Annotated in this window: 17 protein-coding genes; 13 read left to right on the top strand and 4 right to left on the bottom strand. The window is 72.7% G+C overall.

What is annotated here, in order from left to right; translation table 11 throughout:
• The first annotated feature begins 2 nt into the window (after positions 1-2).
• Positions 3-1,007, top strand: coding sequence for a TIGR03842 family LLM class F420-dependent oxidoreductase (locus tag IF04_RS0107740; RefSeq protein ID WP_030252800.1), 1,005 nt, complete (start codon positions 3-5; stop codon positions 1,005-1,007).
• Positions 1,004-2,545 carry an NCS1 family nucleobase:cation symporter-1 gene (locus IF04_RS0107745; RefSeq protein WP_051830841.1) on the top strand — a complete coding sequence of 514 codons (1,542 nt, stop codon included), beginning with the start codon at positions 1,004-1,006 and terminating at the stop codon, positions 2,543-2,545. The genes IF04_RS0107740 and IF04_RS0107745 overlap by 4 nt, the downstream gene beginning before the upstream one ends.
• Before the next feature lie 3 nt (positions 2,546-2,548).
• On the opposite strand, the gene IF04_RS0107750 is transcribed toward IF04_RS0107745, so the two are convergent.
• From IF04_RS0107750 to IF04_RS0107765, 4 genes are all read right to left on the bottom strand, one after another.
• Positions 2,549-4,168 (bottom strand): ABC transporter substrate-binding protein, encoded by a 1,620-nt coding sequence (locus tag IF04_RS0107750; protein ID WP_037958627.1) that lies wholly within the window; start codon positions 4,166-4,168, stop codon positions 2,549-2,551.
• 5 nt (positions 4,169-4,173) lie between these two features.
• Positions 4,174-6,342, bottom strand: a complete 2,169-nt coding sequence (locus IF04_RS0107755) for a hypothetical protein (RefSeq protein ID WP_030252807.1) — start codon at positions 6,340-6,342, stop codon at positions 4,174-4,176.
• Between the two features lie 217 nt (positions 6,343-6,559).
• Positions 6,560-7,627, bottom strand: a complete 1,068-nt coding sequence (gene lplAB, locus IF04_RS0107760) for a lipoate-protein ligase LplAB (RefSeq protein WP_030252809.1) — start codon at positions 7,625-7,627, stop codon at positions 6,560-6,562.
• A gap of 107 nt (positions 7,628-7,734) precedes the next feature.
• Positions 7,735-8,460 carry an SIR2 family NAD-dependent protein deacylase gene (locus IF04_RS0107765; protein WP_030252811.1) on the bottom strand — a complete coding sequence of 242 codons (726 nt, stop codon included), beginning with the start codon at positions 8,458-8,460 and terminating at the stop codon, positions 7,735-7,737.
• Between the two features lie 208 nt (positions 8,461-8,668).
• Between IF04_RS0107765 and IF04_RS0107770 the strand changes: the two genes are divergently transcribed.
• The 11 genes from IF04_RS0107770 to IF04_RS0107825 all read left to right on the top strand — a co-directional run bounded on the left by IF04_RS0107770 (position 8,669) and on the right by IF04_RS0107825 (position 21,434).
• On the top strand, positions 8,669-10,246 hold the full coding sequence (locus tag IF04_RS0107770; protein WP_030252813.1) for an ABC transporter substrate-binding protein: 1,578 nt from the start codon (positions 8,669-8,671) through the stop codon (positions 10,244-10,246).
• A 28-nt stretch (positions 10,247-10,274) separates the two neighbouring features.
• The gene (locus tag IF04_RS0107775; protein ID WP_030252816.1) at positions 10,275-11,228 is read left to right on the top strand and encodes an ABC transporter permease; all 954 of its coding nucleotides are present in this window, start codon (positions 10,275-10,277) and stop codon (positions 11,226-11,228) included.
• On the top strand, positions 11,225-12,133 hold the full coding sequence (locus IF04_RS0107780; RefSeq protein WP_030252818.1) for an ABC transporter permease: 909 nt from the start codon (positions 11,225-11,227) through the stop codon (positions 12,131-12,133). Before IF04_RS0107775 ends, IF04_RS0107780 begins: the two co-directional genes overlap by 4 nt.
• Entirely contained in the window at positions 12,130-13,179 is a 1,050-nt protein-coding gene (locus IF04_RS0107785) for an ABC transporter ATP-binding protein (protein WP_051830843.1), read from the top strand. Before IF04_RS0107780 ends, IF04_RS0107785 begins: the two co-directional genes overlap by 4 nt.
• Positions 13,176-14,228 (top strand): ABC transporter ATP-binding protein, encoded by a 1,053-nt coding sequence (locus tag IF04_RS0107795; RefSeq protein ID WP_030252822.1) that lies wholly within the window; start codon positions 13,176-13,178, stop codon positions 14,226-14,228. Before IF04_RS0107785 ends, IF04_RS0107795 begins: the two co-directional genes overlap by 4 nt.
• Before the next feature lie 69 nt (positions 14,229-14,297).
• Positions 14,298-16,169 carry a gamma-glutamyltransferase family protein gene (locus tag IF04_RS0107800; protein ID WP_030252824.1) on the top strand — a complete coding sequence of 624 codons (1,872 nt, stop codon included), beginning with the start codon at positions 14,298-14,300 and terminating at the stop codon, positions 16,167-16,169.
• A gap of 164 nt (positions 16,170-16,333) precedes the next feature.
• Positions 16,334-17,218 (top strand): inositol monophosphatase family protein, encoded by an 885-nt coding sequence (locus IF04_RS0107805; protein WP_051830845.1) that lies wholly within the window; start codon positions 16,334-16,336, stop codon positions 17,216-17,218.
• 48 nt (positions 17,219-17,266) lie between these two features.
• Positions 17,267-18,679 (top strand): phytoene desaturase family protein, encoded by a 1,413-nt coding sequence (locus IF04_RS0107810; protein ID WP_030252828.1) that lies wholly within the window; start codon positions 17,267-17,269, stop codon positions 18,677-18,679.
• Positions 18,680-18,745: 66 nt separating this feature from the next.
• A complete protein-coding gene (locus IF04_RS0107815) occupies positions 18,746-19,315 on the top strand; it encodes an O-acetyl-ADP-ribose deacetylase (protein ID WP_245654315.1) in 570 nt (189 codons plus the stop codon).
• A 78-nt stretch (positions 19,316-19,393) separates the two neighbouring features.
• Positions 19,394-20,902, top strand: coding sequence for a DNA-3-methyladenine glycosylase 2 (locus IF04_RS0107820; RefSeq protein ID WP_030252832.1), 1,509 nt, complete (start codon positions 19,394-19,396; stop codon positions 20,900-20,902).
• Positions 20,903-20,912: 10 nt separating this feature from the next.
• Positions 20,913-21,434: a methylated-DNA--[protein]-cysteine S-methyltransferase gene (locus IF04_RS0107825; protein ID WP_030252835.1), complete on the top strand. Its 522-nt coding sequence runs from the start codon at positions 20,913-20,915 to the stop codon at positions 21,432-21,434.
• Positions 21,435-21,436: the final 2 nt, after the last annotated feature.

The raw sequence follows: 21,436 nt of genomic DNA on the forward strand, positions 1-21,436 counted from the left end.
CGATGGACTTTGGAGTCGTCCTGCAGGCCGACCCGCCCGGCTCGGCCGTGGTCGGGCTCATGCGCCGCGCCGAACGGCAGGGCTTCCGCTACGGCTGGACCTTCGACTCCGCCGTTCTCTGGCAGGAGCCCTTCGTCATCCACGGCCGCATCCTCGAACACACCGAGCGGCTGATCGTGGGCCCCATGGTCACCAACCCCGGCACCCGCACCTGGGAGGTCACCGCCTCCACCTTCGCCACCCTGAACGAGATGTACGGCAACCGCACGGTCTGCGGCATCGGCCGCGGCGACTCGGCGATGCGGGTCGCCGGCCGCCGCCCGAACACCCTCGCCCGCCTCGGCCAGGCCATCCCCGTCATCCGCGACCTCGCCGAGGGCCGCGAGGCGATCGTGGACGGCAAGCCGCTGCGGCTGCCATGGGTCCGCGACGGGAAGCTGCCCGTCTGGATGGCCGCGTACGGACCCAAGGCGCTGGCCATGGCCGGCCGGCTCGCAGACGGCTTCATCCTCCAGCTCGCCGACCCCTTCCTGACCGAGTGGATGATCAGGGCGGTACGGGACGCGGCCACGGAGGCCGGCCGCGATCCGGACGCGCTGACCATCTGCGTGGCGGCGCCCGCGTACATCGGTGACGACCTGGCGCACGCCCGCGAGCAGTGCCGGTGGTTCGGCGGCATGGTCGGCAACCATGTCGCGGACCTGGTGACCCGGTACGGCGAGCACTCCGGCATGGTCCCCGAGGAGCTGACCGCGTACATCAAGACGCGTGAGAAGTACGACTACGCGCATCACGGCCGCGCCGACAACCCCGACACCGCCTTCGTCCCCGATGAGATCGTCGACCGCTTCTGCCTTCTCGGCCCGCCCGCGGCCCACCTCGAGAAGCTCCGCGCCCTGCGCGACCTGGGCGTCGACCAGTTCGCCCTGTATGCCATGCACGACGCGAAGGAATCGACGATCGACGCGTACGGCGAGCGCATCATCCCGACGCTGGCGGGGGAGTGAACACGCCCACGGTGCCCGCGGACAGCCGGGGTGACGGGCGGCCGGGCCCCGGCGGCCGGGTCGAGCTGCCACCGGACGCGATACCCGCCGACGGCCGCTTCGCCAACGCCGACCTGCTGCCCGTGCCCGCCGCCGACCGCCACTGGACCACCTACAACTTTGCCGCGCTGTGGGTCGGCATGGCCCACAACATCCCTTCCTGGACGCTGGCCTCCGGCCTGGTCGCGCTGGGCATGGACTGGCGACAGGCCGTCCTCACCATCGCCCTCGCCAATGTCATCGTGCTGCTGCCGATGCTGCTCACGGGGCATGCGGGACCCAAGTACGGCATCCCGTTCCCGGTTCTGGCCCGCGCGTCCTTCGGACTGCGCGGGGCGAACCTCCCCGCCCTCGTACGGGCCGCCGTCGCCTGCTGCTGGTTCGGCATTCAAACCTGGATCGGCGGCCAGGGCATCTACATCCTGCTCGGCAAGATCTTCGGCGGCGGCTGGGAGAAGGCCGCGCCCGTCGCCGGGTACCCCTGGACCCTCTGGCTCTGCTTCGCGGTCTTCTGGGCGCTCGAACTGGCCATCATCGCGCGCGGCATGGAGACCCTGCGCCGCTTCGAGAACTGGGCGGCGCCCTTCGTCCTGGTCGGCGCCGTGGCCCTGCTCGCCTGGATCGCGGCGAAGGCGGGCGGCCTCGGCCCCCTCCTGGACCAGCCGGGCACCCTGGGCTGGGGCACGGACTTCTGGCCGGTCTTCTTCCCGTCCCTCATGGGCATGATCGGCTTCTGGGCGACGCTGTCCCTCAACATCCCCGACTTCACACGCTTCGGGGCCGGGCAGCGGGCCCAGGTCTGGGGGCAGACGCTCGGACTGCCCACCACCATGACGGCCTTCGCGCTGCTCTCCGTACTGGTGACCTCCGGCTCCCAGGCGGTGTACGGCGTGCCGATCTGGGACCCGGTGGCCCTCGCCGGCAAGGCCGACAACGTCTTCGGTCTGCTCTTCGCGCTGGTCACGGTCCTCGTCGCGACGATCAGCGTCAACATCGCGGCCAACGTGGTCTCCCCGGCGTACGACCTGGCCAACCTCGCCCCGCGCTTCCTCACCTTCCGCAGCGGCGCGCTGATCACCGGAGTGATCGGCGTCCTCGTCCTGCCGTGGAAGCTCACCGCCACGCCCGAGCTGTACATCTTCACCTGGCTCGGGGTGGTCGGCGGCCTCCTCGGCACCGTCGCCGGCATCCTCATCGCGGATTACTGGATCATCCGCCGCACCGTCCTCGACCTCGCCGACCTCTACCGTCCGGGCGGCCGCTACTGGTACACGGCCGGCTGGAACTGGCGGGCCGTCCTCGCCTTCGCCGTGGGCGGCCTCCTCGCGGTCGGCGGCTCCTACTCGGCCCCGGGGAAGGGCCCGTTCCCCGCCGACGGACTGCTCCCCTTCCTCCGCCCTCTCGCGGACTACGGCTGGGCAGTGGGCCTCGGCGCGTCACTGCTGCTGTACACGGCGCTGATGGCCCACCGCCGCGGAGACCCCTCGGACACGCACTAGGAACTACGGAGCGCTGCTCGGAATCACGCAGTTCTTTGGCTGTTCCTGGCCGGTGGGCCAGCCCAGGCCGACGAACTTGAGCTGGCCCAGGCCCTGTTGGCCCGGGTCGAGCTGGACCACCGCGGCGGGCTTGTCGTACGCGTTGCCGCCGCTGGTCAGGCAGATCAGGCCGCTCGTGCCCCGCACGCGGTGCCGGGACTGGAGCAGCGACCACTGCCTGCCGACATCCTCCCGGCTGGGGACCGCCTCGGCGCCGCCCTTCTGCGCCTGGTGCAGCGCCTTGCCGATGGTGATGAGGCCGTCGTACACCAGCATCGTCCGGGAGTCCTGCAGATTCGGGTCGGAGCCGAGCCGCACGCCCTCGCCGCGCGTGCTCTCGATCCGCTTCTTCAGGGTGTCCAGGGCCGCCAGGGGCTCGGTGAGGTACTGGGGGAGCTCCGCCTCGGTGGGCTTGCGCTTGTGGTCCGCCTCCCACTTCCGGTTCCAGTCGGCCAGCTCGGTGCGCCAGGCGTCCGGGTGCGCGGGCGCCGCGTACTGCACCGTCACCTTCGGCTTGCCGTCGGCGCCGCGCAGCTGTGCCCAGTTCTGCTCCGTCATGTCCTGCCGCAGCGACGCGGCGTCGGAGCCGCTGACGATGGTGTAGTGCCGGTTCTTGCACTCCACCTGGGCGAGCTTGAGCGCGAAGATCCGCAAGTGCAGCGTGCGGCCCGCGAAGTACACGGTGTCGGCGCCGGAATCGCAGATGTTGTTGGCCGTCTGCGCGAACTGGTTGCCGGTCGAGCCCGCCTCGTCGATGGCCGGGGACTCGAAGGGCATCGCGGCCGGGCCGGCCGGGCCTTTCTCCTTTATCCCGCTGAATGCTTTCGCCAGCGACTCGCTGTAGCTGTCCTTGCGCTGGTCGTAGACCAGTACGGTCCGGCGGTTCTCCCGGCCCCGTTCGCCGTTGAAGTTGGCCAGTGCCTGGGCCGCGTCGTGGTTGGTGGGGAGGATCCGGGCCAGGCCCGGGAACCGCAGCTTCGCCGTCCCGTCCGTCCGGTCCTCGTTCGCGATCCGGTCGCCGCTGATCCGCGAGGCGAGCACAGGGATCTTGTGCTTCGTCAGCCGTTTGACGGCCTTCTCGGTGGTACCGAGGCTGAGGTTGAAGCCCGTGACGGCGCGCAGCCGGTCCTCGGGCGAGTCGGCCATCCGCAGCAGGGTGTCCACCACCTTCTCCTGCTGCTTGTAGTCCCGCCCGGGGTTGGCCAGCACCAGCCGGACCTTCGGCGGCTCGCCCTCGCCGTCGTTGGCCTGCCGCTGTCCCAGGTACGCGCCCTGGAGGTCGCTGCGCATCTGCCGGCGCAGCGCCGGCCGGTCCGACTGGAGCGGTAGCATCACCGCCACCGTGACGTGCGGCTCGCCGTGGATCTTCTTGTTCTGGGCCGCGATGGCCCGGGCCACGTCGCGGATCTCCGGCGTGCCGAAGTCGTAGCCCTCGCCGTTGACGCCGATGCACTCGTCGCCGACCCGCTCGATTCCCTCGGTACAGGTGTCCAGCTCGTGGGTGATGAGCACCGCGAGCCACACGCCCCCGGCCAGCGCGCCCACGCCCAGCAGCGCGTAGAGGATCTTCTTCCAGATGGGCATCCCCGTTATCTCCTTCGCCCGAGCTGCTCGGTGCAGGTGCAGCGCAGCAGCGGTTGCTCGTTCGCCGCCAGGCCGCTCCAGTAGGTCGCCGTCCTGCTGAGCTGTCCCGCGCCGTCGAACTCCATGATCGAGAGGAGTTCCAGCAGCTTGGCCAGCGTGCGGGCCGTCTCTTTTCCGGTCGGCCTGGTCCGCTCCTCGCACAGCCACACTGCGTGCAGCAGCTGGTCGACGGTGCGCCGCAGCGCCGGTCCGTCCGCCGCCACCAGGCCCTGGGCACGCTCCCGCCGGGCGTCCGCACTGCCCGGATACGGTGCCTGGGCGATCTCCAGAAGCTCCGCGCACCACTCCTCGGGGCGCCCGGGCAGCGTGGCGGCCAGATGGCGGGCCACGTCGTCCGCACCGCCGGAGACGAGATGGTGGTTCATCCGGTGCGCCGTGACCGACCGGAACGCGCCGCCGCGCGTCTCCTCGCCCGCCGCCGCGCGCAACGCGTAGTGGTCCCGCAGCAGGTGATGATCGGCGTACCAGGCGGCGGCGTCGGGCCGCAGCCCGTACAGCCGGTGCACCAGCATCTGGCGCAGCCCGAAGTCCCCGATGAAATGCCGCTCACAGCTCGGCCACCCGGTGTCGGTGAGCAGCTGCGATACGTGATGCACCGTCAGGTGATGTACCCGGCCCGCCTGATGGTGCCGAAGCAGGACGTCCGCGCACTCCTCGTCGTGTGCCACCGACAGATGCGTGAGCAGGTCCAGCCACTGGTCGCGGTGCTCGCTCGGCAGCGCGACCGGCAACTGGTCCAGGATCAGCTCCTGGAGCAGTACTTCCGTCACCGGCCGCTCGGTGGTGCCGTCGCCGGGGAGCAGCAGCGGGGCTGCGAGGAGGTCCCGGTCGTTGGCGTCCTCGGGCATCCGGAAGGCCGCGGCAGCGGCGGCGAGCCGGATCACCGTGTGCGGGCGTCCGCCGCTCAGCCGTGCCACGGCGGCGTCGATGCGGCGGCGGTTCGCGCCGCCCTCCGGCTCCGCGCGCGTCTGCCGGCGCTCGGTCTCCTGGCGCAGTTGGTCCCCGGTGAGGAACGGCATCCGCAGCAGCAGTACGCCGTCGGCCAGCGGCGCCCGGTCAGGGCCTGCGTCCGTGCGCCGGGACCACGCGGGCGGACCGCCGTTGGCGGGCCGGAACTCCGCCGGCGGCACCACCTCCTCCGGCGGCAGGCCCCCGTGCAGGAAGGCGCCGCCGTCCGCCCGGAGCGCGGTGCCCACGATCACCACTCGGTCGCGCTGCCCGCCCCGGCGGTCGGTGAGCACGGCGCGCAGCAGCCGCTCGCCCAGCGGTGACACCGCGTGATCCAGCAGCAGCGCCGGGCGGCCGACCCTGCTCAGCTTGCCGAACACCGAGGCGTACGCCGCCTCCAGGTCCTCGCGCAGCGCCCGGAAGAGGAACCCTTCGGCCAGCTCCCGTGCCTCGCCCCCGGCCTGGAAGTCGGCGGCGAGATTGCTGAGCCCGTGCTTGGGCTGGCCGGCGGCACCGGGATACGCACCGTAGATGCGCTCCAGTTCCACCCTGCCCCGCGGCGCCAGGCGCTCGAAGAGGGCGTCCAGCAGCGCGTTGCTCACCGCCGCCGAGTACGGGTCGAGCCCCTGCCCGGACAGGGTCGTCAGCAGATTCCGGATGCTCCCGCGGATCACACCCCGCCAGAAGTCGCCACCGCCCAGGCCACGGAGACGCCCCCTCTGGGGCAGCTCCTCGTACCGTTCCACCTCCGTCGCGACCGCCTCGGGGGTGCCCTCGGCGGCGCCGGTCGCGATCACCGCGAGGCCCGCGAAGAGCCGGGGGAACGCGAAGGATCCGCCCGTGCCCTGCCAGGTGCACAGCCGCCGGGCGACCTCGGCCAGGGCCTCGGTCGCGTCCGAGCGGGCGCCCGGCTCCGGCTCCGCCCGGTCCGCGTACACCGGCGAGCCGCTGTCGAGGTAGATCACCGGCACCTTGGTGGCGAACCGGTCCCGCACCGCGCGCAGCAGCCGCCCCTTGCCCATGCCGGGGCCGCCGGTGAGAAGTACTACCGGAAGGTCGGGGCCGTACAGCAGCTCGCGCCCGCCGCCCGACGGCGACCGCCCGAACAGGCGCGCGAAGAAGCCCTCCTCGCTGAGCAGCTTCTCGAACCCCAGATCGTCACGCACTGACTCCTCCCCCATGGAGTGCTCTCCCGCCCGGGAACGGGACACCGGCGCCCCGTGGCCGGTGTGTCGGGGAGAGGCTAGTGGAACGCGTGGAACGCGCACCCATTCTTCGGGGTAATGAGGTCCGTGGGGAAGGGACCGGAGTGGGTTGCTTTACCGGGGAGTTGACCGGGGATTGGCCGGGGAGCTGGCCGGGCTCAGTGCTCCTGCGAGGCGGTTACGGCACCCGGGCCGTCCACTCCGGGTCGCTGAACTTGGTCGTCACCAGCTCGCGGGCCCGCGCGAACTCCTCGTCCGTGACCGTGCCGTCGGTGCCGCCGTAGCGGGCGCGGAAGGAGGCGATCATGCGGGTGATGACCTCGGAGCGGGGGAGGCCGGTCTGCCGGCGGAGCGGGTCGACGCGCTTCTTGGCGCTGGTGGTGCCCTTGTCGGAGAGCTTCTCCTTGCCGATGCGGAGCACCTCGACCATCTTGTCGGCGTCGATGTCGTAGGACATCGTCACGTGGTGCAGGACGGCGCCGGAGCCCGCCACCATGCGCTTCTGGGCCGCGCCGGCGATCTTGCCGGCGTCCGTCGCGATGTCGTTGAGCGGCTTGTACCAGGCGTTGATGCCCATGTCGCCGAGCGCCCCGAGCACCCAGTCGTCGAGGTAGGCGTAGCTCTCGGCGAAGGTGAGGCCGTGAACCAGGGATTCGGGGACGCAGAGCGAGTACGTGATCGTGTTGCCGGGCTCGACGTACATCGCACCGCCGCCGCTGATCCGGCGGACGACCGTGATGCCGTGCTTTTCGGCGCCCGCCGGGTCCACCTCGTTGCGCAGCGACTGGAAGCTGCCGATGATCACGGCGGGGCGGTCCCATTCCCAGATCCGGAGCGTCGGCGGCCGCCGGCCCTCGGCGACCTCGGTGGTCAGCACCTCGTCCAGCGCCATGTGCAGCGCGGGCGCCTGCGGCGGCTCGTGGATGATCTGCCAGTCGTAGTCGGTCCAGTCGGTGGCCTGGGCGACGGCCCGGCGGACCGCGACGCCGACCGACTCCGCGGTGAAGCCGATCATGGCGACGCCCTCGGGCAGCGCGGCCTCGATGCGGTCGGCCAGGCCCCGGGTGCCGGTGTCGGCGGGGGCGCCCTCCAGGGCCGCGTTGATCTCCAGTAGCGCGTCGTCCGGCTCCAGGAAGAAGTCCCCGGCGACGCGGACATGGCGCAGCACGCCGTCCGCGACCTCCAGATCGACGACGACCAGCTTGCCGCCGGGCACCTTGTACTCACCGTGATGCCTGCTCTGCACGGCGCTCACCCTCCACGTCTCCGCGGCCGTCCGACCGGCCGGCCGCCCGGACAACCGTAACGCCGTCACCGGCATTCCCCGTCAAAGGGGGGCAAGCCCGTCGGTGGTCACGGGTGCAAAGCGGCCAGCAGCCGGGGCAGCGCCTCGCCGATCGGGTCGCGGACGATCTCGTCGGCGAGCGCGTCGTACGGGGTCGGCTCGGCATTGACGATGACCAGGCGGGCGCCGTGCTCGGCGGCCAGCCCCGCGAGCGAGGCGGCGGGCTGCACGGACAGGCTCGTGCCGACCGCGACGAAGACATCGCAACTCTTCGCCACCGTGATCGCCGCGCCCAGCACCTCCGGATCCAGGCTCTCGCCGAACATCACGGTCGCCGACTTCATGATCCCGCCGCAGTCGAGGCACGCGGGGTCCGGGTCGCCCGCGGTCACCCGGGCCAGCGCGTCGGCCATCGGCGTCCGGGCGCGGCATTCCGTACAGACCGCGGTACGGGCGGTGCCGTGCAGCTCCAGGACCTTGCCGCCGGGCATGCCGGCGAGCTGGTGCAGCCCGTCGACGTTCTGGGTGATCACGCGGACGGGGACACCGGAGCGTTCGAGGCGGGTGACGGCCTCGTGCGCGGCGTTCGGCCGCGCGCGGAGCGCCGGACCGTCCCGCCGCATCAGCCAGGACCGGCGCCGGATCTCCGGATCGCTCATGTAGTACGCGTACGTGACGAGCTTCTCGGCGTCCGGGTCGCGGCGCCACACCCCGTTCGGCCCGCGATAGTCGGGGATGCCGGAGTCGGTGGAGATCCCGGCACCGCTGAGGATCGCGACCAGGGGGCTGTTCATGCCGCCAGGGTACGCAGAGCCCGGTTGCCGGGCGCGGTTATTTAGATGTAACCAGAAACTTACCCAAGATCGGGGACGGCCTCTTGCCGGTCGTCTGTATGCGAAATACGGTCTGCTGCATTCGTTCCTGGTGATCGTTCGCGATGCGTTCTCGTTCTTGATGATCGTTCGGGAGGTAGGGCACTTGCGCCGAACAGCGGCTGTTCCCTTGGCAGTTGGGCTGGTGATCGGCGCCGCGGGGTGCGGGTCGCTCACCTCCGCCGCCACCGAGGTGGGCGGGGTCCGGATGACCGACCAGCGCCCCGTCCGGGACGGCGGCACGCTCACCGTCGCCCTCAAGTCCGACCCCGACAAGCTCGATCCGACCCTCGCGCAGACCCTCGTCGGCCGCACCGTCTTCGCCGGCATGTGCGAGAAGCTGTACGACACCGACCGTGCGGGCAAGGTCGTGCCGCAGCTCGCGGCGGCCCTGCCGAAGACCTCCGACGGCGGCCGGACCGTGACCGTCCCGGTCCGCCGCGGCGTGACGTTCAGCGACGGCACCCGCCTCGACGCGGCCGCCGTCGCCCGCTCCCTGGAACGTCACCGCACCCTCCCCGGCTCCGCACGCGCCACCGAACTCGGCCCGCTGGTCAAGGCCGAGGCCGCCGGACCGTACACCGTCCGCATCCGCCTCAAGGAGCCGTACGTCCCGCTCACCGGCGTGCTCGCCGACCGCGCGGGCATGGTCATGTCCCCGCGGGCGCTCGCGAAGTACGGCAAGAACTTCACCAACCACCCGTCCTGCGTCGGCCCGTTCAAGTATGTCGAGCGCGTCGCGGGCGACCGCATCGTGCTCGCGAAGGACCCCCGGTACTACGACGCGGACAAGGTCCACCTGGACCGCGTCGTGTACAAGACCATCACCGACGGCAGCGTCCGGCTGGCGAATCTGCGCTCCGGTGACGTACAGGTCGGCGACCAGATGGGCCCGGTGGAGGTGCGGAGCTCGCTCACCGAGCCGCAGCTCCAGCTCTTCAACTCGCCCTCGCTCGGCTACCAGGGCCTCGGCTTCAACATCGGCAACGTCCACGGGACGGGGGAGAAGCCCGGGAAGCTGCGCACGGTGCTCGCCCGCGAGCCGCGCGTCCGCGCAGCCTTCGCACTCGCCCTGGACCGCAAGCTGATCAACAAGGTCGTCTTCCAGGGCATGTACGAACCGGCCTGCGGCCCCGTCTCGCCGGAGTCGGCCATCGCGCCGGGGGCCGCCGGCTGCCCGGAGCGCGACCTGCCGCGCGCGAAGAAGCTGCTCAAGGAGGCGGGCGTCAAGCTCCCGGTTCCCATCGAACTGAAGGTCTCCACCTCGCCCGAGGACAGCCGCCTCGGCCAGGTGATCCAGGCGATGGCGCGCGAGGCCGGCTTCGACGTACGGCTGCGGCCCATGGAGTACGCGACGCTCCTGGAGGAGACCGACGCCGGGCAGTTCGACGCGTACGTCAGCGGCTGGTCCGGGCGGCTCGACCCGGACGGCAACATCGCCTCCTTCGTCGGCACCGCCGGCGCCATGAACACCTACGGCATCTCGGACCCGGTCATCGACCGGCTGATCGCCGAGGGCCGCACCACCGCCGACCGGGCCGGCCGAGCCCGCGTATACACACAACTCGCCGACCGTATACGCGACCAGCACGCACTGATCTACCTCTACCGGCAGAAGAACTACGTCGTGGCGCGGAAGGACGTGGCGGGCGTGCGGGTCTACGGCGACGGTCTGGTGCGCGTCAAGGATGCGGGGTTCGCCCGATGAACCGCTTCATGAATGCGGAGTGTGCCCGATGAGCAGATACCTCCTCACCCGGCTCCGGCAATCGGTCATCACGCTCTTCCTCGTCAGCGTCGTCGTCTTCGCCGGCATCCGCGCGCTGCCCGGCGACCCGGCCCTCGCGCTGGCCGGCGAGGAGCGCAGCCCCGAGGCGCTGGCCGCGATCCGCGAGGCGTACGGGCTCAACGACAACATCGTGGTGCAGTACGGACGGTTCGTCGGCCACGCCCTCACCGGCGACCTCGGCACCTCGGCCCGCACCGGCCTGCCCGTCCTGGACTCGATCCTCAGCGCCCTCCCCGTCACGCTCGAACTGGCCGCGCTCTCCCTCCTCCTGGCGGTTGTCCTCGGCATCGGGACGGGCGTCCTGGCGGCCGTGCGGCGCGGCAGGGCGACCGAGTGGCTGGCCAACGCCGTCGCCCTGCTGGGGCTGTCCGTCCCCACCTTCTGGCTCGGCATCGTCCTGGTCCTCGCCTTCGCGATCGCCGTACCGGTCTTCGCGGCGTCCGGTTACGTGCCCTTCGGAACGGATCCGGTCGACAATATGCGGCGCATGGTGCTGCCGGCCGTCGTCCTCGGCTCCGGACTCGCGGCCGTCGTGATGCGGCAGACCCGCGGCGCGATGCTCGACAGCCTCTCCGCCGACTACGTCCGCACCGCCCGCGCCAAGGGCCTCTCGCGCCGCCAGATCATCGGCGGGCACGCGCTGCGCAACAGCCTGGTGACCGTGGTGACCGTCCTCGGCCTCCAGCTCGGCCACCTCATCTCCGGCGCCGTCGTCACCGAGCAGATCTTCGTCCTGCCCGGCTTCGGCAAGCTCACCATCGACGCGGTCTTCACCCGCGACTACACGATGCTCCAGGGCGTGGTGCTGTGCACCTCCGCCGCCTACATCCTCGTCAACCTCGCGGTCGATGTGCTCTATTCGGTCATCGACCCGCGCATCCGGCTCGGAGGCGCCCGATGACGGCCACACCGGACACCGTCGACGTGGCGGCCGTTTCCGCAGCGCCCGCCGCCGCTCCGCGCCCCGGCACCCTGCGCACCCGGCTGCGCGCCCTGCGCAGGAACCGGCTCGCCCTCACCGGCGCCGTGATCGCCGCCGTCTTCGTACTGGCGGCGCTCTGCGCCCCACTGCTCACGCCGTACGACCCGGCAGGGCCGGACTTCGACGCCGCGCTCGCGCCGCCCTCCTGGGCGCACTGGCTCGGCACCGACGACCTCGGCCGCGACCAGCTCTCCCGGGTGATCTACGGCGCCCGCGCGTCCATGCAGGTGGGCCTGCTCGCCGTGGTACTGGCCTTCCTCATCGGCGTACCGCTGGGCCTGGCCGCCGGGTATTACGGCAAGTACGCCGACTCCGCGGTCTCCCGGCTCACCGACACGCTGCTCGCCTTCCCCTTCCTAGTCCTCGCGGTGGGACTGGCGGCCGTCCTCGGCCCGTCGCTGCTCAACGCCACGCTCGCGATCGGGATTTCGCAGGTACCGGCCGTCATCCGCATCACACGCGCCGAGACGCTGCGCCTCAAACACCTCGACTACGTGGGCGCCGCGATCGTCAACGGCGGCGGCGACGGCACCGTACTCGCGCGGCACATCCTCCCGAACGCCACCTCCGCGCTGATCGTCCAGGCCACCGTAGGCATCCCCGCCGCGATCATCGGCGAGGCGCTGCTCAGCTTCCTCGGCCTCGGCGTCCAGCCCCCGGCCCCCTCGCTCGGCGTGATGCTCGCCGGCGCCCAGCCCTTCCTCGGCCCCGCGCCCTGGATGGCGGTCTTCCCCGGCCTCGCCATCGTCGCCGCGACGCTGGCCTTCAACCTGCTCGGCGACGGACTGCGCGACGTCCTCGACCCCCGCGGAGGCACCCGATGAGCACCGCGCCCCATGCTTCTGACGCGCCCGGCGCGCCCGGCGCCCCCGTACTGAGCGTCCGCGACCTGTCCGTCTCCTTCCGCTCCGACACCCGTACCGTGCACGCCGTCGACTCCCTCTCGTACGACGTGGCGCCCGGCGAAGTCCTGGCCATCGTCGGCGAGTCGGGGTGCGGCAAGTCCGTCACCTCCATGGCCGTCATGGGCCTGCTGCCGCCGACCGCGACCGTCACCGGGTCCGTCCGGCTCGGCGGCCGCGAGCTGGCCGGGGCGGCCGAGAAGGAGCTGGAGAAGGTCCGCGGCAAGGACCTCGCGATGATCTTCCAGGAGCCGATGACCTCGCTGAACCCGGTCCTCACCGTCGGCCGCCAGATCGGCGAGGTACTCCGCCGCCACCAGGGCCTGACCCGCAAGGAGGCCCGGGAGAAGGCCGTCGAACTGCTCGCGCTCGTCGGCATCCCCGCGCCGGAGCGCCGCGTGGCGGAGTACCCGCACCAGCTCAGCGGCGGTATGCGGCAGCGCGTCATGATCGCCATCGCGGTGGCCTGCGACCCGGCCGTCCTCATCGCCGACGAGCCCACCACCGCACTGGACGTCACCGTCCAGGCCGGCATCCTCGAAGTCCTCCAGTCGCTGCGCGAACGGCTGGGTACCGCCCTCGTCCTCATCACCCACGACCTGGGCGTGGTCGCCGACGCGGCGGACCGGGTGCTGGTGATGTACGCGGGCCGGGCCGTCGAACAGGCCCCGGTCGACGAGCTGTTCGCCGCGCCCCGGCACCCGTACACGCGCGGTCTGCTGGGCGCCGTACTGCGGCCCGGCCAGGAAGGGAAGCGCCGGCTGCCGGAGATCCCCGGGCTGGTACCGAGCCTGACCGCCCAGCCGGACGCCTGCACCTTCGCCGACCGCTGCACGCACGCGGACGAACGGTGCGGGGCGGAACGGCCGCCGCTTATACCGGAGTCCGGCCACCGGGTGGCGTGCTGGCACCCGGTCACCGAGCCCGCAGCCACGCCCTCCGCCGGGCATGAGGAGGCCGCCCGATGAGCGCCGTACGAGAGATCCCGACCCCGCGCGAGACCAGTGACGACGCCGTCCCCGTACTGGAAGTGCGCGATCTGGAGCGGTACTTCACCACCTCCGGCGGCGTCGTACGGGCCGTGGACGGCGTCAGCCTTACCATCGGGCGCGGCGAAGTGCTCGGTCTGGTGGGGGAGTCGGGCAGCGGCAAGTCCACGGTCGGGCGCTGCGTGGTCCGCCTCGACGAGCCGACCGGCGGCCGCATCGCGCTCAAGGGCACCGACATCACCCACCTCTCGCGCCGCGCCCTGCGCCCGCTCCGTACCGACATGCACCTGGTCTTCCAGGACCCGTCCTCCTCGCTGGACCCGCGCATGACGACCGGTCAGATCGTCGCCGAGCCGCTGCGGCTGCACCGCCTGGTACCAAAGTCCGGCCTCCGGGCCCGTGTCGAGGAACTGCTCGGCCAGGTCGGGCTGCGCCCCGAACACGCCGACCGGCACCCGCACGAGCTCTCGGGCGGCCAGCGTCAGCGCATCTCCCTCGCCCGCGCGCTCTCCGTGGCCCCGGACCTGCTGATCGCCGACGAGCCGACCTCCGCGCTGGACGTCTCCGTCCAGGCGTCCGTCCTCAACCTCCTCGCCGACCTGCAGCGGGACCGCGGCTTCGGCTGCCTGTTCATCACCCACGACCTGGCGGCGGTGGAGTTCCTGGCGGACCGGATCGCCGTGATGTACCTGGGCCGCATCGTCGAGGAGGCCCCGACGGCGCAGCTCTTCGCCGCCCCCCTGCACCCGTACACCCAGGCCCTCCTCTCCGCGGCCCCCGTTCCGGACCCCACCACCCAACGCGCCCGCGAACGCATCGTCCTCCACGGAGACCTCCCGAGCCCGCTGTCCCCGCCCCCGGGCTGCCACTTCCACACGCGCTGCCCGGTGGCGGTGGACCGCTGCCGTACGGATGTACCGGAGCTGCGGGAGCTGCCGGGGGGCCGCAGGGTTTCATGCCACTTGGTGGACTCCGGCCGTCCGCTCGACGGACGAAGCCCAGCAAATTCAAGCCCGTCCGGCGTTTGAGGACGAGCCCGAAGGGCGATCCCCGGCGCGCCACAACGCACCCGCACCAAGTCACCGACAGGAGCAACCTTGTTCACCACCCGCCCCACCCTCCAAGGCACCTTCGGAATGGCCTCATCCACCCACTGGCTGGCATCCCAGTCCGCCATGGCGATCCTGGAGGGCGGCGGCAACGCCTACGACGCCGCGGTCACCGCCGGCTTCGTGCTGCACGTCGTCGAACCGCACCTGAACGGCCCGGCCGGCGAGGTCCCGATCATCCTCGCCCCGGCCGGCGGCCCCGTACGGGTGCTGTGCGGCCAGGGCCCCGCCCCGGCCGGCGCGACCGTCGCGCACTACACCTCGCTCGGCCTCGACCTCGTCCCCGGTACGGGCCCGCTCGCGGCCGCCGTACCGGGCGCGTTCGACGCCTGGATGGTGCTGCTCCGGGACCACGGTACGAAGACGCTCGCCGAGGTCCTCTCGTACGCCATCGGGTACGCACGCAACGGCCACCCGGCCGTCGAACGCGTCGGCGAGACCGTGGAGACCGTCCGCGAGCTCTTCGAGAACGAGTGGCCGACCTCGGCCGAGATCTACCTGCCCGGCGGCCGCTCCGTGACCCCCGGCGGACTCCTCCGGAACCAGCCGCTCGCCGACACCTGGGAGCGGCTGGTCCGCGAGGCCGAGGCGGCGGGCCCCGGCCGCGAGGCGCAGATCGACGCGGCCCGCCGCATCTGGCGCGAGGGCTTCATCGGCGAGGCGATGGCCGCCTTCGCCGCGCGCCCCGCCATGGACACCTCCGGCGAGCGGCACGCCGGCACGCTCACGGGCGACGACCTCGCCGCCTTCCGGGCCACGTACGAGGAGCCCGTCACGTACGACTGGAACGGCTGGACCGTCGCCAAGGCGGGCGCCTGGTCACAGGGCCCCGCCCTCCTCCAGCAGCTCGCGCTGCTCCCCGAAGAGCTGCCCGCCTACGGAAGCGGTGAGTACGTCCACACCCTCATCGAGGGCACCAAGCTCGCGATGGCCGACCGCGAGGCGTGGTACGGCGACGCGGAGGGCGCCGATGCCGTACCCGTGGCGGCCCTGCTGTCCCCCGAGTACAACGCCGAGCGCAGGGCACTGATCACCGGCACCGCCTCGTACGAGCTGCGCCCCGGCCGCCCCGGGGGCCGCGCCCCGCGGCTCAGTAAGCACGCCACCGCGGTGGCCGCCGGCGAGCCCGGCTTCGACGCGCTGGGCGTCTCCGGCGCAGGCGAGCCGACCGTCGCGACCGGCACCGGCACCGGCACCGGCACCGGCGGCGCGGGCAAGGCCGCCATCGCCCCCGAGGTGGACCGCAGCGGAGCCACCCGCGGCGACACCTGCCACATCGACATCGTCGACCGCTGGGGCAACATGGTCTCGGCCACGCCCTCCGGGGGCTGGCTCCAGTCCAACCCGGTGATCCCGGGCCTCGGCTTCCCGCTCGGCACCCGGCTGCAGATGGCCTGGCTGGAGGAGGGACTGCCCAATTCCCTCACCCCGGGCCGCCGCCCGCGCACGACCCTCACCCCGTCCCTTGCGCTGCGCGACGGGGTGCCGGTGATGGCCTTCGGTACGCCGGGCGGGGACCAGCAGGACCAGTGGCAGCTGCACTTCTTCCTGGCCGTGGCGGTGCGCGAGCCCGTACGCGGCGGCTTCGACCTCCAGGGCGCGATCGACGCGCCCAACTGGCACACCGACTCCTTCCCCGGCTCCTTCTTCCCGCGCGCCATGCGCCCGGGGAGCGTGACCGTGGAGTCCCGTATCGGTGCGGAGGTCGTCGCGGAGCTGCGGGAGCGCGGCCACGATGTCACCGTCGGTGACGCCTGGTCCGAGGGCCGCCTGTGCGCGGTCGCGCGCGACCCGGAGACGGGCGTGCTCTCCGCCGCCGCGAACCCCCGGGGAATGCAGGGATACGCCGTGGGCCGCTGACTCCCCGGTACTGACCGAACACCAAAGGTCACCACTGTCCGCGTGCACCTGGGGTTCATCTGGACGCCAGGTGCCGTGTCAGTGGTCCGTGCTTCCATGGAGACATGATCGAAGCAATTCCTGCGATTCCTGCAAACAACGACGACAGGACGGACAGGGCGGACATGACGGGGCCGACCGGGACGGCGGAGGCCGTGCTCGCGGCCGTCGACCTGGACGCTGTCGAGAAGGCCGTCCGCGAGGCCGCGGCGGCCGAGATCCTGCCGCGCTTCCGGCAGCTCGCCGCCCACGAGGTGGTGGAGAAGAACGGCCCGCACGACCTGGTCACCATCGCCGACCAGCGCGCCGAGGAGTTCCTCACGGCAGCCCTTACCGCTCTCCTGCCCGGCTCGGCCGTGGTGGGCGAGGAGGCGGTGCACGCCGACCCGGCGGTGCTGGACGCGCTGGAGGGTGACGTGCCCGTGTGGATCGTGGACCCGGTCGACGGCACACGGCAGTTCGTGCACGGCGACCCCGGTTTCGCGACCCTGGTCGCGCTCGCCCACCGCGGCGAGCTGCTGGCCTCCTGGACGTACGCCCCGGCGCTGGAGGAGATGGCCGTCGCGGTGCGCGGCGGCGGCGCCCTGCTGAACGGCCGCCGGCTCCGCTCCGGCGCGCCGCACGAGGGCAAGACCCTCGAAGTCGCCATGTCGCACCACGACTTCACCACCGTCGCCGAGAAGCGCGCGCTCTCCGGCCTGGTCTGCGAGGGCATCGCGCCCCGCCCCTGCGGCTCGGCGGGCCTGGAGTACCTGGCGGTCGCCCGCGGCACGCTGGAGGCCACGGCGTTCACATGGGAGAACGCCTGGGACCACGCGGCGGGCCTGCTGCTTGTCCAAGAGGCGGGCGGCGTGAGCATGACCCTCTCCGGCGCCCCGTTCCGGATATCCGGGGGCAACGCGCTGCCGTTCACCGCGGCGCGGGACGCGGCCACCGCCCGGCGTATCCTCGACGTGCTGGCAGGTGACACCGGCTCAGTCGCAGGTGACACCGGCTCGGCCGCCGACTGATCCTCGACGCGGAGGATCGTTACGAGGGGAGTGGCGCAGGTGCCGACGATGCTCGATGCCGTGGTGATCGGAGCCGGACCGAACGGCCTGACGGCCGCGGTCGAACTGGCCCGCCGGGGCATGTCCGTCGAGGTCTTCGAAGCCCGCGACACGATCGGCGGCGGCGCGCGTACGGAGGAGCTGACGCTCCCCGGCTTCCGGCACGACCCCTGCTCGGCCGTGCACCCCACCGGGATCGGCTCGCCCGCCTTCCGCGACCTCCCTCTGGGGCGGTACGGCCTGGAGTGGCTCCACCCCGAACTCCCCATGGCGCACCCCTTCCCGGACGGCAGCGCCGCCGTGCTCTCCCGCTCCGTGGGCGAGACCGCGCGGTCCTTCGGCGTCCGCGACGCCGGACCGTACCGCCGCCTGGTCGACCCCTTCCGCGGCAAGTGGGACACGCTCGCGCGCGACATGATGCGCGGCGTCTTCGAAGGGTTCCCGCGCGACCCGGTGACCCTCGCCCGCTTCGGCCTGGCCGGCATCCCGCCCGTGGCCGTGCTGAACCGCCGCTTCCGCGACGAGAAGGCGCGCGCCGTCTTCGCCGGCTGCGCGGCACACGTCATCCACCCGCTCACCGGCATCGCCACCGGCGCCATCGCCCTGACCTTCATGCTGGCGGCGCACGCGTACGGCTGGCCCATCGCCCGCGGCGGCTCGCAGTCCATCTCCGACGCCCTCGCCGGGTACCTCCGTGACCAGGGCGGCGTGATCCACACGGACTACGAGGTCAAGCGCCTGGACGACCTGCCGCCCGCCCGCGCGTACATCTTCGACACCTCGCCGACGGCGCTGGCCCGCATCGCGGGGCTCGGCAACGCCTTCGCCTCGTACCGCTACGGCCCCTCCGCCTTCAAGATCGACTACGCGCTGTCCGGACCCGTCCCGTGGACCTCCGAGGAGGCCCGCCGCGCCGGCACGGTCCACGTCGGCCCCACCGAGGGCGACATCGGCCGCGCGCTGCGCGACGTCCATGAGGGCCGCGCCCCCGAGCGCCCGTTCCTCATCACCTCCCAGCCCAGCCTGATCGACCCCACCCGCGCCCCCGAGGGCAAGCACACCTTCTGGGCGTACGGCCACGCCCCCAACGGCTGGACGGGCGACCTCACCGACGCCATCGAGCGCCAGCTGGAACGCTTCGCCCCCGGCTTCCGCGACCTCGTACTGGCCCGCGCGACCGCGGGCCCGCCGGAACTGGCCGCACGCAACGCCAACTACGTAGGCGGCGACATCGGCGTCGGCGCCTTCTCCGGCCTCCAGACCCTCCTCCGCCCCAAGCCCCGCCGCATCCCGTACACCACCTCCCACCCCGCCGTCTTCCTCTGCTCCTCAGCGACCCCGCCAGGCGGCGGCGTCCACGGCATGTGCGGCCACAACGCGGCCAAGGCGGCTTGGCGACGGATCAGGGAGACGCGGGGCTGAGCGCCTGCGTACCGAGGTCCGCCCCACAGCCTGCGGCGGGCGCGGAGGCTGCGCCATGATGCCCGTATGAGTACGGGCAAGGACAGTACGGGCGAGGACATGCACAACGAGGGCGCGCGGCTGACGCTCGTCCTTGGGGACATCACCGAGCAGGACGTGGACGCGGTCGTGAACGCCGCCAACTCCTCGCTGCTGGGCGGCGGGGGCGTGGACGGGGCGATCCACCGGCGGGGTGGGGCGCGGATTCTGGAGGAGTGCCGGGTTTTGCGGGCGTCCCGGTACGGGCGTGGGCTGCCCACCGGGGAGGCTGTGGCCACCACGGCGGGTGAGCTGCCGGCCCGTTGGGTGGTGCACACGGTGGGGCCGGTGTACTCCCGCGAGGAGGACCGTTCCGCCCTGCTCGCCTCCTGCTACCGGGAGTCGTTGGGGGTGGCGGTGGGGCTGGGGGCCCGTACGGTCGCCTTCCCGGCGATCTCGACGGGGGTATACGGCTGGCCGCTGGACGACGGGGCGCGGATCGCCGTGCGGACGGTGCGCGAAGCGCTCGCCGGCGGGACCGGTCCGTTGGACGAGGTGCGCTTCGTCGTGTTCGACGAGCGGGGCCGGGAAGCCTTCGCGGCGGCGCTGGAGGGGTAGGCCCGGGTCGGCCGGACCTCCCACGTCCATGTCGGATTCTCGCCAGCCACCGGGCGCTGCCTGCGGAATCCTTGAGGTATGCACACCGACACCGAGCGGTGCGTACGCGCCGTGCAGTCCAAGGACGCCCGTTTCGACGGGTGGTTCTTCACCGCCGTCACCACGACGAAGATCTACTGCCGGCCCAGCTGCCCGGTGGTCCCTCCCAAGCCCGCGCACATGCGCTTCTATCCCAGCGCCGCCGCCGCGCAGCAGGCCGGGTTCCGGGCCTGCAAGCGGTGCCGTCCCGATGCCAGTCCCGGCTCCCCGCAGTGGAACGAGCGGGCCGACGCGGTCGCGCGGGCCATGCGGCTGATCGGTGACGGGGTGGTGGACCGGGACGGGGTGCCGGGGCTGGCCGCGCGCCTCGGGTACAGCCCGCGGCAGGTGGAGCGCCAGCTCCTGGCCGAGCTGGGCGCCGGGCCGCTCGCCCTCGCGCGGGCCCAGCGCGCCCAGACCGCGCGGCTGCTCATCGAGACCAGCACGCTGCCGATGGCGGAGATCGCGTTCGCCGCCGGGTTCGCTTCGATCCGTACGTTCAACGACACCGTGCGGGAGGTCTTCGCGCTGTCGCCGAGCGAGCTGCGGCAGCGGGTACGGCCCGCGCGCCCGGCCGCCGCGCCGGGCCCGCAGCCCGGGGCGCCGGACTCCCCGGCGCTCACCACCCTCGCCCTCCGCCTCCCCTTCCGTAAGCCGCTGTGCCCCGACAACCTCTTCGGGCACCTCGCCGCCACCGCCGTCCCCGGCGTGGAGGAGTGGCGGGACGGCGCGTACCGCCGCACCCTGCGTCTCCCGTACGGCCACGGCATCGTGGCGCTCACCCCGCGCCCCGAACACATCGACTGCCGGCTCTCCCTGACCGACCTGCGCGACCTGTCCGGGGCCATCGCCCGCTGCCGCCGGATGCTCGACCTGGACGCCGACCCCGAGGCGGTCGACGCGCTGCTGGCGGACGATCCGGTACTGGCGCCGCTGATCGCCAAGGCGCCGGGGCGGCGGGTGCCGCGCACCGTGGACGCGGACGAGTTCGCCGTACGGGCGGTGATCGGACAGCAGGTGTCGACGGCGGCGGCACGTACGCACGCGGGGCGGCTGGCCGCCGCGTACGGGGAGCGGATCGAGGACCCCGAGGGCGGCCTCACCCACCTCTTCCCGAGCGCGGCCGCGCTGGCGGAGCTGGACCCGGAGACCCTCGCGATGCCGCGCACCCGGCGCGCCACGCTCACCGGCCTGATCGCCGCGCTGGCCGACGGGGAGCTGCAACTCGGGCCCGGCAGCGACCGCGAGGAGGCCCGCGCCCGCCTCGCCGCGCTGCCCGGCTTCGGGCCCTGGACGGTCGAGTGCATCGCGATGCGGGCGCTCGGCGACCCCGACGCGTTCACCGCCACCGACCTCGGCGTGCGCCGCGCGGCGCAGGGCCTGGGACTGCCCGGCACACCGGCCGCGCTGCTCGCCCGGGCCGCCGCCTGGCGCCCCTGGCGCGCGTACGCGGTCCAGTACCTCTGGGCCACCGACGACCACCCGATCAACCACCTCCCCACCGACTGAGGGAAGCGCCATGTCTGCTGTCAGCACCACGTCTGTTCGTACGTACACCGTTATGACCGAGACGCCGGTCGGGGCGCTCACGCTCGTCGCCCGCGACGGCGCGCTCACCGGCCTGTACATGACCGACCAGCGGCACCGGCCGCCGCAGGAGAGCTTCGGGCACCCGGAGGAGCCGGCGGCCGAGCCGTTCGCCGGCGCGATCCGGCAGCTCCGGGCGTACTTCGCCGGGGAGCTGACCGCCTTCGATCTGCCGCTCCGCCTCGACGGGACGCCGTTCCAGCGGCGCGTGTGGGCGGCGCTGTGCGAGATCCCGTACGGCGGGACGCTCTCGTACGGGGAGCTGGCCGGCCGGCTCGGCAAGCCGTCGGCCGCCCGCGCCGTGGGGCTGGCCAACGGCAAGAACCCGATCGGGATCATCGTGCCCTGCCACCGTGTCGTCGGCGCGGGCGGCGGCCTGACCGGCTACGGCGGCGGCCTGGACCGCAAGCGTCACCTGCTCGACTTCGAGCGGGAGGTGGCGGCGGCCGCGTGACG

The organism is Streptomyces violens (genome assembly GCF_000717745.1).
GTDB lineage: Bacteria > Actinomycetota > Actinomycetes > Streptomycetales > Streptomycetaceae > Streptomyces > Streptomyces violens.